At 67.3% G+C, this 13,154-nt stretch carries 10 protein-coding genes; 7 read left to right on the top strand and 3 right to left on the bottom strand.

Going from position 1 to position 13,154, the window contains the following annotated elements:
* Positions 1–4: 4 nt before the first annotated feature.
* The gene (locus tag AC6EUH_RS12125; protein ID WP_499738780.1) at positions 5–1,378 is read right to left on the bottom strand and encodes an MFS transporter; all 1,374 of its coding nucleotides are present in this window, start codon (positions 1,376–1,378) and stop codon (positions 5–7) included.
* A gap of 139 nt (positions 1,379–1,517) precedes the next feature.
* Here AC6EUH_RS12125 and AC6EUH_RS12130 point away from each other — a divergent pair, with 139 nt between their 5' ends.
* Together AC6EUH_RS12130 and AC6EUH_RS12135 are read left to right on the top strand one after the other, a co-directional pair.
* On the top strand, positions 1,518–2,372 hold the full coding sequence (locus AC6EUH_RS12130; protein ID WP_499738781.1) for a LysR substrate-binding domain-containing protein: 855 nt from the start codon (positions 1,518–1,520) through the stop codon (positions 2,370–2,372).
* A gap of 297 nt (positions 2,373–2,669) precedes the next feature.
* Complete coding sequence (locus tag AC6EUH_RS12135) at positions 2,670–2,966, top strand: hypothetical protein (RefSeq protein ID WP_082492723.1); 297 nt, start codon at positions 2,670–2,672, stop codon at positions 2,964–2,966.
* A 127-nt stretch (positions 2,967–3,093) separates the two neighbouring features.
* Here AC6EUH_RS12135 and AC6EUH_RS12140 read toward each other — a convergent pair whose 3' ends face one another.
* A complete protein-coding gene (locus AC6EUH_RS12140; RefSeq protein ID WP_499738782.1) occupies positions 3,094–6,609 on the bottom strand; it encodes a bifunctional proline dehydrogenase/L-glutamate gamma-semialdehyde dehydrogenase in 3,516 nt (1,171 codons plus the stop codon).
* Between the two features lie 225 nt (positions 6,610–6,834).
* Positions 6,835–8,298 carry an amino acid permease gene (locus AC6EUH_RS12145; RefSeq protein WP_056430941.1) on the bottom strand — a complete coding sequence of 488 codons (1,464 nt, stop codon included), beginning with the start codon at positions 8,296–8,298 and terminating at the stop codon, positions 6,835–6,837.
* A 144-nt stretch (positions 8,299–8,442) separates the two neighbouring features.
* On the opposite strand from AC6EUH_RS12145, the gene AC6EUH_RS12150 reads away from it, so the two are divergent.
* From AC6EUH_RS12150 to AC6EUH_RS12170, 5 genes are all read left to right on the top strand, one after another.
* Positions 8,443–9,351 carry a LysR family transcriptional regulator gene (locus AC6EUH_RS12150; RefSeq protein ID WP_056430944.1) on the top strand — a complete coding sequence of 303 codons (909 nt, stop codon included), beginning with the start codon at positions 8,443–8,445 and terminating at the stop codon, positions 9,349–9,351.
* Between the two features lie 60 nt (positions 9,352–9,411).
* Complete coding sequence (panD, locus tag AC6EUH_RS12155) at positions 9,412–9,840, top strand: aspartate 1-decarboxylase (protein WP_186329117.1); 429 nt, start codon at positions 9,412–9,414, stop codon at positions 9,838–9,840.
* A gap of 167 nt (positions 9,841–10,007) precedes the next feature.
* On the top strand, positions 10,008–10,934 hold the full coding sequence (locus AC6EUH_RS12160) for an AEC family transporter (RefSeq protein ID WP_056430947.1): 927 nt from the start codon (positions 10,008–10,010) through the stop codon (positions 10,932–10,934).
* Positions 10,935–10,988: 54 nt separating this feature from the next.
* Entirely contained in the window at positions 10,989–12,122 is a 1,134-nt protein-coding gene (locus AC6EUH_RS12165) for an FAD-dependent oxidoreductase (RefSeq protein ID WP_499738783.1), read from the top strand.
* Between the two features lie 115 nt (positions 12,123–12,237).
* Positions 12,238–13,146: an HNH endonuclease family protein gene (locus tag AC6EUH_RS12170; protein ID WP_499738784.1), complete on the top strand. Its 909-nt coding sequence runs from the start codon at positions 12,238–12,240 to the stop codon at positions 13,144–13,146.
* The last annotated feature ends 8 nt before the right edge of the window (positions 13,147–13,154 follow it).

Genomic DNA, 13,154 nt, shown 5'->3' on the forward strand with positions numbered 1-13,154 from the left:
AAGGCTATGGCGTGGCAGCCGCCCCCGGCCGGCCCTGGTTCCGGACAATCTTCAGCAGCCTGCGCCGGTCTTTCAGGTCCACCTTGAGCATCAGCTGGTCCTTGCGTGCCAGCACGACGGCGACCGTCGCCGCTGCAAGCGCCGGCACCCCGCCGGAGACCAGGATGGCCGTGTGCGGATCAACGTGCTCGGCCAGCCAGCCGATCATCGGCCCGCCGATGGCCTGCCCGCCGATCAGCACCATGATGTACAGGCTCATAACGCGTCCGCGGATGGCCATATTGGAGCTGATCTGCACCAGCTGGTTGGCCGCGGTCAGGAACATGAGGCACCAGAACCCGGCCAGCACCATCGCCACCCCGAACCACAGCATGGAGTGCGCCAGCGAGGCCAGGCACAGCATGAGCCCGTACATGCCGGCCCCCAGCATCACCGAGCGCAAGCGCAGTTCGCGCCGTCGGGCGGACGTGATCGCCCCGGCCAGCGCCCCGAGTGCCACGAGGGCGTTCAGCAGGCCGTAGCCGCCGGCGCCGGCGTCGTACACGCGGTCCGCGAAGGCGGCCAGCAGCACCGGCAGGCTCATCGCGAATACTGCGACAAAACCGGCCATCAGCCAGGGCCAGTAGATGGTGGGCTTGCTCAGGGCGTAATTCAGCCCTTCCCGCAGCATGCCCTTGCGTTTGGGCACCGGGGCGCTGATATGCAGCTGGTCCTTCCGCAGCGTGAGCAGCATCGCGACGGTGGAGCAGCAGGCGACGGCGTTGGCTGCGAATGCCCAGCCGGCGCCCACAGCCGTGAGCAGCAGCCCGGCGAGCGCCGGACCGATCAGGCCGCCAAGCTGGAACGTTGTGGAGTTCACGCTGATGGCGTTCCGGAGGTAGGCCGGCCCCACGAGCTCGTTGACGAAGACCTGGCGGGCGGGTTGGTCCAGCACCGTGACCAGGCCCAGGGTCAGGGCGATCACGTAGACGTGCCAGACCTCGATCCGCTGGGTGAGCGCCAGCACCGCGAGGATGGCCGCCAGCACCGCGGCCGCTGACTGGCACAGCAGCAGGATCTTGCGCTTCGCAAAACGGTCCGCCATCATGCCTCCCCACGGGCCAAGGATCAGCGAGGGTAGGAACTGCAGTGCCACCGTAATCCCGACGGCGGTGACGGAACCGGAGAGCTGGAGCACCAGCCAGTCCTGGGCAATCCGCTGCATCCAGAGGGCGATGACGGCAATGAAGTGCCCGATCGCGAAGATTCGGAAATTGCGGACTTTCAGCGAAATGAAGGTGTGCCGCCACGGCAGCGGCTCATTAACGACGGCGAGTGGGGCGGTGCTGGTGTCTGGCAGCGCAATGACGTTGGCCTCTAAGGGCGGAGGGGGTGCCACGGGAAAGTCCTCAAGGGGGCGGGTGAGTGGGATGCCTTAACGCTAGGCTGGCCGCAGCGGATTATGGAAGATTATTCACCGCATAACTAGCATTACGGAACGCAATGCGGCGAGAGTTCGCCGCAGGTCAGGAGCCCGCATGTTCGAACCGGCACAGCTGCGATCCTTCCTGGCAGTGGCCGAAACGCTGAGCTTCACCAAGGCCGCCGAACGCCTTGGCCTCGCGCAGCCGACGGTCAGCCAGCATGTGCGCAAGCTCGAGACCGCCGCGAAACGGGTCCTGGTGACCCGGGACACCCGGGATGTGCGCCTGACCGACAATGGGGACGCCATGGCCGGCTTCGCCCGCAGCATCCTGTCCGCCCACGATGCCGCCTCCCGCTACTTCTCCGGTTCGGCCATGCGCGGCCGGTTGCGCTTCGGCACGGCGGACGACCTTGCGATCACGGGCCTGCCGAGGATCCTGCGGGAGTTCCGGCAGGTCTACCCGCAGATCAACCTGGAACTGACCGTGGGCCAGAGCGACCAGCTCTACAAACGGCTCAACGCCGGCCAGCTGGACCTTGTTTTCGTCAAGTGGGTGGCCGGGGCCAAAGACGGCACGGTGGTGCAGCAGGACTCCTTCGCCTGGGTGGGCCTGGAGCAAACCTCGCTGGACCCGGCCGAGCCCGTGCCGCTGATCGCGTACCCCTCCCCCAGCCTGAGCCGGAAGCTGGCCATCGACGCCCTTGAATCCGCTGGCCGGACCTGGCGCATCACCTGCACCACGCGGCAGATCAGCGGCGTGCTGGCCGCGGTCCGGGCCGGCATCGGAGTGGCGGTTATGCCGTCCTCACTGGTGCCGGAGGACCTGAAGATCATCACCCGGCGTTTCGAGCTGCCGCCAGTGGGCGACGTCGATTTCACCCTGATCCGCAACCCGCTGGCCAATACCGAGGTGATCGAGGCCTTGACCCAGACGATCGCGGGCCGGACCCTCAAACGCCCCGCGTGAAGGGCCGCGGACGTCGCTTCAGCGGGACGGCGGTCCCCCGGGACCTGCGTACCCGGCGATGTACCTACTCGGATTGCGTACTTACGCATACCATTGATCCACTCGGATTCCTGACATATCCTTGAGGGTGTTGAAGGTCAAGCAGAGGCCTATGACAACGATTCGAGTAACGAACGCTGTCCTGTGTGCCTGCCGTGCGGCGGCCCTCCGGAAGGCGTTCGGGATAGGCCGACAATGACGCCAGCCATAAACCGACCCCACACTCCCCCAACATCGACAGCCCGCAGCCTCAAGCCCGTGGGCACGTTCACCCAGGCCGTACACCGCGGCACTGCCGCTAAACACCCCAGCCTCGGACGCCTTGACCCGCATCCCACCACCCTGGTTGAGGCCGAGTATGTCGGCAGCCCGTATTGCGAGCGCTGCGGGACCGACGAGTTCATCTACCTTGAGACTTTTGTCCCTGCGACCCATCACAGGGACGGTTCCATCAACAAACTGGGCGAAGTCACGTACTTCTGCTCCGGTTGCGACGACTTCTCCGCGCACGCGGTGCCCGCTTCGTGGGTTCCGCCCGGCTGGTATTTCGGCTGAGCCGCGGGCGGCGAGCTCCCGCAGGCGACGAGCTCCCAAAGACAACGAGCCGGGCGGCCACCATTGGAGGGTGGCCGCCCGGCTCGTTTGTGTCTCCCCGTGAGGAGTCAGAACAGCGGGGCGTGTCCTAGATCAGGCCTTCCGAGATGAAGTTGGGCGTCCCAAAGCGGTGCGCCGTGATGCTGATGGCCTGCTCATGCAGGAACGGCAGCAGCTCAACGCGTCCGGCTTCGGTGACCGGGTGGGAGTAGATCGCCAGGTCGGGACGTCCGCCGGTCGCCTCGGCCAGTGCCTTGGCGTTGCCGCCGATGAGCCGGATCCGTGAAGTGGCGAGCCTGGCCGCGCCGGCCAGCCTGCCCGCGGAGGCCAGCCAGTCGGCGTCGTTCTCCACGGTGGCATCGATGCCGAGGCCGGAGAGTACGGTGCGCAGCCGGGCGGGGAGCTCGACGGCGGTGGACACGGTCAGCGCGGAGCCTGCCAGGACACCGGCGGAGACCGTGCGGACCAAACGGGCGAGGGGCTCGCCCTCGGAAAGCCGCACCGTGACGGGAAGCGCGCGGTAGCGGAAGACGTTCCGTTCGGCGCTCAGCCCGGAGACGTCTTTGGCCGTGCCGAATTCCTCACCCCAGGCGAGGGCGTCGGACGCCAGGGCACGCTCCAGCGATTCCAGCTCGACGGCGTCCAGGAAGTCCCGGGCCGCCTGTTCGATCCGGCGGACACCCGCGTGCGCCGGGGCCCCGGCCGCGGTGCTGGGAGCGCTGACCCATTCGCCGAGCCCGACGAGGTAGTTGGGTCCGCCGGCCTTGGTGCCGGCCCCGACGGCGGATTTCTTCCAGCCGCCGAAGGGCTGGCGCTGCACGATGGCGCCGGTGATGCCGCGGTTGACGTACAGGTTGCCGGCCTGGACGGTGTCCAGCCAGAGGCCCACTTCCTCCGGGTTCAGCGAGTGCAGCCCGGAGGTGAGTCCGTACTCGATCTGGTTCTGGATGGCGATGGCCTCCTCAAGGGTTTCCGCGGTCATCACACCCAGGACGGGGCCGAAGAACTCGGTGAGGTGGAAGTAGGAACCGCGGCGGACGCCGGAGCGGACGCCCGGGCTCCAGAGCTTGCCCGTGCCGTCCAGCTTCCGGGGCTCGACGGCCCAGCTTTCGCCTTCGCCCAGGGTGGTGAGTGCGTTGAGGAGTTTGCCGTTGGCGGGTTCGATGATCGGACCCATCTGGCTCGCGGGATCCTCGGGGTAGCCCACCTTGAGCGAGGTGACGGCATCGATCAGCTGGTTGTGGAAGCGCCTGGACGTGGCGACTGATCCCACCAGGATCACCAGGGAGGCCGCGGAGCACTTCTGCCCGGCGTGGCCGAACGCGGAGTACGCCACGTCCTTGGCTGCGAGGTCAAGGTCGGCGCTCGGGGTGACGATGATGGCGTTCTTGCCGCTGGTCTCGGCCAGCAATGGCAGGTCCTGGCGGAAGGAACGGAACAGTTCCGCGGTCTCGTAGCCTCCGGTGAGGATGACGCGGTCCACCGCGGGGTGGGAGATCAGCTGCCGGCCCAGCTCACGCTCGCCCAGCTGGACCATGGTGAGCACGTCGCGCGGGACGCCGGCTTCCCAGAGCGCTTCGATCATCACGGCACCGCTGCGCCGCGCCTGCTTGGCGGGCTTGATGACGACGGCGGACCCGGCGGCGAGGGCCGCGAGCGTGGAGCCGGCGGGGATGGCCACCGGGAAGTTCCACGGCGGCGTCACCACGGTGAGCTTCGCGGGGACGAACGTGGCGCCGTCGACGTCGTCGAGCTTGCGGGCCGCTTCGGCGTAGTAGTGCGCGAAGTCGACTGCCTCGCTGACTTCCGGGTCGCCCTGGTCGATGGTCTTGCCGGTTTCGCTGGCCATGACCTCGAGGAGGTCGGCGCGGCGGGCCTCCAGGACGTCGCCGGCGCGGTGCAGGATCGCCGCACGCTCGTCACCGGAGAGTGCGCCCCAGGCCTTGCCCTCCTCGAGGGCCGTGTCGATGACCGCGTTGAGGGTCGCCTCGTCGTTGATCGTGGCGGCCTCGACGGCGGCGTTGCCGAGGGTGGAGGAGGGGACCCGCTCCAGGATGGCACGTCCCCAGTCGCGGTTGGCCGGCAGCGAGGGGTCGGTGTCCGGTGTGTTCTCGAAGGAATCGTGCGGCATCGGCTCGGCCGGAAGGCTGCGGTTCTGCCGGCGGTTGGGCGGCGGGACCTCGTCGTCGAGCTTGGCGAGCGAGGCGAGGAAGCGCTGCTTCTCACGGTCGAAGAGGGCTTCGTTTTCGCTGAGCTCGAAAACCGCGGACATGAAGTTGTCCTGGCTGGCGCCTTCCTCGAGCCGGCGGATCAGGTAGGCGATCGCGACGTCGAACTCGGCAGGGTGGACCACCGGGGTGTAGAGCAGCAGCGAGCCGACATCCTTCTTGACGGCTTCGGCCTGGCCCTGGGCCATGCCGAGCAGCATCTCGAATTCGATGCCGGATTCGATGCCGCGCTGTTTCGCGAGCAGCCAGGCGAAGGCGATGTCGAAGAGGTTGTGGCCGGCGACGCCGATGCGGATGTTGCGGATCCGGTCCGGGTGCAGGGAGTAGTTGATGACGCGCTTGTAGTTGGTGTCGGAGTCCTGCTTGGTGTTCCAGGTGGCCAGCGGCCAGTCGTGCAGGGACGCCTCGACCTGTTCCATCGGCAGGTTGGCGCCCTTAACGACGCGGACCTTGATGGCCGCGCCGCCGTCGGCGCGGCGGGCGGCGGCCCAGTCCTGCAGTCGGATCATGGCGGCGAGCGCGTCCGGGAGGTAGGCCTGCAGCACGATGCCGGCCTCGAGGTCCTTGAATTCGGGCTTGTCCAGGATCCGGGTGAAGACCGCGATGGTCATGTCCAGGTCCTTGTACTCCTCCATGTCCAGGTTGATGAACTTGGCCTGGCCGCCGCTGGCGAAGGAGGCTGCGCGGCTGAAGAGCGGGGTGAGCTTCTCCACCACGTGCTCCACGGCCTCATCGAAGGCCCAAGGAGAGTGGGGGGCAACGGTGGAGGAGACCTTGATGGAGACGTAGTCGACGTCGGGGCGGGACAGGAGCTTGTGGGTTCCCTCGAGGCGGCGGGAGGCCTCATGTTCGCCCAGCACGGCCTCGCCGAGGAGATTGACGTTGAGCTTGATGCCGTCCTTGCGGATCTTCGCGATGGCGGGGCCCAGCTTGGCGTCGGTGGCGTCGACGATGAGGTGGCCCACCATTTCACGGAGCACACGGCGGGCAATCGGGATGACCACCTGGGGCAGGACCGGCGCCACGGTGCCGCCGAGGCGGACGGCGCTGCGCATGTACCAGGGCAGGAAGGCCGGGACTTTCGGGGCCAGTGCGGCGAGGTTCCGGGCGGCGACCTGCAGGTCCTCGGGGCGGACGACGCCGTCGACGAACCCGACGGTGAAGTCAAGTCCGTTGGGATCCTTCAGGACACCGGCGAGCTGCTCGGCGGAGGCATCGACCGGGACCTTCGCTGCCTCGGTGAGCCAGTGGCGTACCAGCCCGATGGTCTCCTCGGCCAGTGCTGCGGCCTCAAGGACCGGCGAGCCTTCCGAAACGGGTGCGCGCCCGGCTTCGCTGCCAGTGTGCACGCCGGACTCCGTTGAAATGTTCGTCATGGCTGGTACTCGTTCTTTCTCAAAGTATGGACCGTTCAAGATTCAGTATGCGACCCGATTTTCATAAGATAAAGCGATGTTTTCTGAGCAATACTGGTTAGGAAAATCGAACGGTCCCGGCCCGGACGCAACCCACCCCAAACACGCGGATGCGCTATCACTTTTTGGCTCCCAAACGGCGTGAATGGGAGCCCAAAGTGATAGCGCATCTCGGGTGGGGCGCGGCTAGCTGAGGGGGCGGTGCATCTCCACGAGTTCCTCGTGCCGCGGGCTGTCCGGGTTCATCAGCGAATGCTTGCGGCCGTAGCCGAAGTAGATGATCAGGCCGATGATCAGCCAGACGCCGAAGCGGACCCAGGTCTCCCAGTGCAGCTGGAGCATCAGGAACGCAGAGGCCAGGACACCGAAGGCCGGAACCAGCGGCATCAGGGGAAGCCGGAAGGTCCGCGGGGCATCGGGCTTCTTATAGCGGAACACGATGACCGCGGTGCAGACGACGACGAACGCGGCCAGGATGCCGATGTTGGTCAGGTCGGCGACGGCCTTGATCGGGAATACGCCGGCCAGCAGAGCGGAGGCGACGCCTGCGATCCAGGTGACGCGCTGCGGCGTGCCGTGGCGGTCCGTCTTGGAGAACCAGCCGGGAAGCAGCCCGTCGCGGCTCATCGAGAACCAGACGCGGGTGACACCGAGCAGGAAGGTGAGCATCACGGTCAGGATGGACAGCACGGCGAAGACCGAGATGATGGTGGCGATGACCGGCAAACCCACGCTGTTGAATGCGGAGGCGAAGCCGGCCTTGGGGTCGATCTCCTGGTAGTTCTGCATGCCGGTGAGCACCAGGGTTGCGGCGACGTACAGAAGCATCGCGATGATGAGGGACATGATGATGGCCTTCGGCATGTGCTTCTTGCCGTCCTGCGCCTCTTCCGCGGCGGTACTCATCGCGTCGTACCCGAACACGGCGAAGAACACCGTGGCAGCTCCCGCCACGACCGGACCGAAGCCGCTGGGCATAAACGGGTTGTAGTTTCCGGTATCGATGTAGAAGATGCCGAGACCAATGATGAACAGGATCAGGATGACCTTGATCGCGACCGCGATGAGCTCGAACCGTCCGAAGGTCTTGGTGCCGCGGGACAGGATCCAGGTCACGAGAAGGCAGACGGCGATCGCCGGGATGTTGACGATGCCCCCGGTGCCCTCATCCGGCGTCGCGGTCATCCAGACGGGCATGTGGATGCCGATGCCGGAGAGGAAAGCATCGAAGTAGCCGGAAATGCCGATGGCCACGACGGCCACGATCGCGATGTACTCCAGCAGCAGGTCCCAGCCGATGAACCAGCCGATGATTTCGCCGAGCGCCACGTAGCCATAGGTATAGGCCGAACCCGCCCGCGGGATCATGCCGGCGAATTCCGCGTAGGACAGGGCGGCCGCCGCGGAGGCGAGCCCCGCGATCAGGAAGGAAAAAAGCACTGCCGGGCCGACGCCGGGTTCGGACTCGCTTCCGTGGGCGACGAGGCCCGCCAAGGAGAAAATGCCGACGCCGATGATCCCGCCGACGCCGATGGCCGTCAGCTGCCAGAACCCCAGGCTCTTCATCAAGCCGCTGTGAAGGCTCTCTTCCTCGATGTCGTCGATCGGCTTGCGCCGCATGATCGACCTGTCTATGTCTTTCGTAGCCATCTGGGTCTCCCGCTTTTAGGTGTGGCGCCCATCAATCCACCCTGTGATGGGGGTTACTTAACGACAACAGTATGCAACCGGGATTGCATTAGATAAAGTGAATTCTCCTAATCAATAACCATTAGAATTCAAAAAGGAATAGCGATGCTGGATGTCCGGCGGTTGCGCCTTCTGCGCGAACTGAAGATCCGGGGCACCCTGGCCGAGGTCGCCGAGGCGCTGCAGTACAGCCCTTCCTCGGTATCGCAGCAGCTGGCCCTCCTGGAAAAGGAGGCCGGCGTCGAACTTCTTCGCAAGACCGGCCGCCGCGTCCAGCTGACCCCGCAGGCCGAAGTCCTGGTGGCCCATACGGCCCAGCTCCTGGAAACGCTGGAACAGGCCGAGGCTGATCTGGCAGCCTCCTTGACCACAGTGACGGGCACAGTCCGTATCGCCGTCTTCCAGTCCGCGGCGCTGGCCCTGATGCCGGATGCCCTCACCCGGATGGCGTCCAGCTACCCCGAGGTGCGGATCGAAATGACCCAGCGGGAACCCGAGACGGCACTTCATGAGACCTGGGCACGCGACTTCGATCTGGTGATTGCCGAGCAGTACCCTGGACACGCGGCTCCGCGGTATGCCGAACTGGACCGCCTCCGGCTCACGAGCGATGCGATCCGCCTCGCCGTTCCGCCGCGTGGCCCCGGCCGCCCGGTGATCACCTCCCTCACGGATACCGCCGAGCTGGCCTGGGTCATGGAGCCGCGCGGGGCGGCGTCACGGCATTGGGCCGAGCAGGCCTGCCGCAGCGCCGGGTTCGAGCCCGACGTCCGCTTCGAGACGGCTGACCTCCAGGCCCAGATCCGGCTGATCGAGTCCGGGAACGCCGTAGCCCTCATGCCGGACCTCGTCTGGACTGGGAGGGGCACGACGTCGCAGCTGATTACCTTGCCGGGCGATCCGCACCGGACCATTTTCACGTCGGTGCGGCGCTCCAGCGCCACCCGCCCGGCAATCCTGGCGGCCCGGGAGATCCTGGCCGAGACTGCGGCGTCCATCCCGCCCGCCGGCTGAGCTGGCGGTGTTCGCTGGCTCACAGCGCTGCCGGCGCGCCGGCGCTAGACTGGTCCCGTTATGAATCGCACAATATTCAAGTCCAAAATCCACCGCGCCACGGTCACGCACGCGGACCTCCACTATGTCGGTTCGGTCACCGTGGACCTGGACCTGCTGGAAGCGGCCGACATCCTCCCCGGCGAGCTGGTCTCCATTGTCGACGTCACCAACGGCGCCCGGCTGGAGACCTACACGATTGCCGGCGAGCGCGGTTCAGGCGTGATCGGGATCAACGGTGCCGCCGCCCATCTCATGCACGAGAACGACATCATCATCCTGATCACCTACGCCCAGATGACCACGGATGAGGCCAGGGCCTACAGCCCCAAGGTGGTCCATGTGGACAAGGACAACAGGATTGTCCAGATCGGCAACGACCCGGCGGAGGGCCACACCCCCGGAATCATGCGCCCGCCGTTTGCCCTGAACAACGCCACGCTGAACTAACGGCTCTGCGCACGCCGCCATTACGGACGCCGGAGTGACAGGCGCGGCCGTAACAAGCATGCGGGACCAGACGCCGCCGTAACAGGCGCGCCGGGAACCAATAAAGCTGATTACTCTGGAGGGGTGAGTCCCACCCTTCCCCCGCTGCCTGCGCCGCGGACCGCCGCGTGCTAGGCGTTCTCGCCGGATTCTTCGTGGTCTGGTGCATCATCCTGGTGGGCATGTTCGTCGGCCGGCGCGGCATCCTGGGCGAGAACGCCCGCTCCGTGCTCAGCGCGCTCACCTTCTTCGTCGCCAGCCCGGCCCTGCTGTTCGAGACGCTCAGCAAAGCCAAAGTCCAAGACGTCTTCGCCGCCCCGCTGCTGGTAGCGGCCGTCGGCGCCGTTGCGACGGCAGGCCTCTTCTTCGTCGTCGTCCGCTTCCTGCTCAAGCGCTCCCTGCCGGAGTCCCTGACGTCGTCCATGAGCGCCTCGCTGGCCAACTCCGCGAACCTCGGCATCCCCATTGCCGTATACGTTTTGGGGGATGCCAGTTACGTGGCGCCACTGCTGATCTTCCAATTGGCCTTCTTCACTCCCCTGTTCCTGATGGCCCTCGACGCCACCACCAGCACGCACCGGACTACCCCGCTGAGCTTCGTCCTGATGATCCTGCGGAATCCCATGATTGTGGGCTCCGGCCTGGGCCTGGCAGTGGCCGCAAGCGGATGGCAGGTGCCTCCGCTGGTGATGGAGCCCATCCACCTGATTGGCGGGGCCGCCATTCCGGCCATGCTGCTCGCCTTCGGGATGAGCCTGAACGGTTCCCGGCCGCTGCAGGCCTCGGCCGGGCGCCGGGCCGACACGCTCCTGGCCTGTGGTTTCAAGCTGGTGGTGCATCCGCTGGTGGCCTACACCTTCGCCCGCTTCGTCCTGCACCTCGAAGACCAGGCCCTTTTCGCCGTAGTGGTGGCCGCCGCCCTGCCCACCGCGCAGAACGTATTTGTGATCGCCAGCCGCTACCGGACCGGCCTCACCGTCGCCCGGGACACCGTGCTGATCACCACCGTAGTGGCTGTGCCTGCCATGATCGTCGTGGCCCTGCTCCTCACCTGACCCCGGCCCCGCCGCGCGCTCGCTTCCCGCAACCCGAACGATCCGGAGGACCTCTTGAAGACCCACCACCTTGACACCGTCGTCATCGGAGGCGGAGCCATGGGCTCGGCAGCCGCCTGGGCACTGGCCAGCCGCGGCCGGGACGTGACCCTGCTGGAGCAGTTCAGCCCGGGGCACCGCAACGGCGCTTCCCACGGCACTACGCGGAACTTCAACCCGGGCTACGCCGGTCCGGACTACGTGGCGATGCTGGCCGAGGCGGTCCGCCTGTGGGACGAGCTCGAAGCTGACGGCGGCGAGCGACTCCTGGCGCGCACCGGCGTCGTGAACCACGGGACCGATCCGCAGCTGGGCGACATCCGGAACGCCCTGCGGGGGGCCGGCCTGCGGGCCGAGTTCCTGACTGCTGCCGACGCCGCCGAACGCTGGCGCGGCATCCGCTTCGACCAGGAGGTGCTGTACATGCCCGACGGCGGGCAGCTGAATCCCGACGCCGCGCTTCCGGTGCTGCAGCGTCTCGCCGCGGGCCGCGGGGCGGACATCCGGCACCGGGTCACCGTGCTGGATGTCGCTGTGGCGGACGACGGCGTCCGGCTCACCGTGGACGCCGGCGGCCGGACCGAGGTGCTGACCGCCCGGCAGGCCGTGGTTACGGCCGGCGCGTGGACCGCGAAACTGCTGGGCGGGCTGGCGTCCCTTCCCCGGCTCACCGTCACACAGGAACAGCCAGCACACTTCGCCGTCAGGGACGAGGGCGCGCTCTGGCCCGGGTTCAACCATGTCCCGGGCCAGGGCCCGGAGTTCGCGGACTGGTACTCGCCGGTCTACGGAATGCAGACGCCGGGCGAGGGAATCAAGGCCGGCTGGCACGGCGTGGGTCCGGTGGTGGACCCGGACCGGAGGTCGTTCACGCCGGAGCCTGCGCAAATGGCGGCGCTGCAACGCTACGCCCGGACCTGGCTCCCGGGCGTCGACGCCGACTCCCTGACCGACGTCAGCTGCACCTACACCACTACCGTGGACGAAAACTTCGTCCTCGACCGCATCGGACCGCTCGTGATCGGCGCGGGATTCTCCGGCCACGGGTTCAAATTCACCCCCGTCGTCGGGCGGATCCTCGCCGACCTCGCCACCGGCGGAGGCGCCGCGCCGGCAATCTTCTCCGCGTCCCGCCCAGGGGTCCGCTGACGCAGAATTGTCGCCCGGCGCCGGTAGGCTGGGACCGGTCTTAAGCCGTCCCGCAGCCAACGGGGCCACTGCACGAAACGGGGAAGAATTGCACAGGGACACCAAGCGCAGCGGCATGACGGGCAGGGACGATCAGCCCGCGGCCAAAACGCGCGGCACCGCCAAACCAGGTGCCGTTGACTGGATCGCGGCCGGACTGGCGGGGCTGTTCCTGATCTCCGCCACGGCCTGCGCCAGCCCCGGGACGGCCCCGGCCGCCGCCCCCACCACGTCCCCGACCACCATCGGGAGCACGGCCCCCTCGCCGGCGCCTACGGTCGGGGAATCCCCGCAGAACCCCGGGCCTTCCCCCACTGCCAGTGCGGGCTCCAGCGTGCCGCATCAGCAGCCGGCCTTCGCCGGCAAGGCCCTGGACCTGCTGGCGACGATTCCGGTCAAGGGACGGGCGCCCAAGACGGGCTACTCGCGCGATCAGTTCGGCCAGGCCTGGGCTGACGTCGACCGCAACGGCTGCGACACCCGGAACGACATGCTCCGCCGGGACCTGAGTGATCTCGCCCTCAAGCCCGGCACCGGGGACTGCGTTGTCCTCTCCGGCATCCTGAACGACCCCTACACGGCAGCCCTGATCAGCTTCCTCCGCGGCAGCAGCACCAGCAGTGCGGTCCAGATCGACCACGTGGTGGCCCTCAGTGATGCCTGGCAGAAAGGTGCCCAGGAGCTCACCGTGGCCCAGCGGGCCTCCTTCGCCAACGATCCGCTGAACCTGCTGGCGGTAGACGGCCCCGCCAACCAGCAAAAGAGCGACGGCGACGCCGCCACTTGGCTGCCGCCGAACAAGTCCTACCGCTGCGATTACGTGGCCCGCCAGATCTCGGTCAAGGCCAGCTACGGGCTGTGGGTCACCCGGGCCGAGCACGATGCGATGGCCCGGGTCCTGGCCGACTGCCGGAACACCGCGGCCCCCACCAGCCAAGCATCACCGGCCACCCCGGCGGCACGGGCGGCGGCGCAGTTCGCGTAGTACTCGGT

It is taken from the genome of Arthrobacter sp. 001422645 (genome assembly GCF_059816125.1).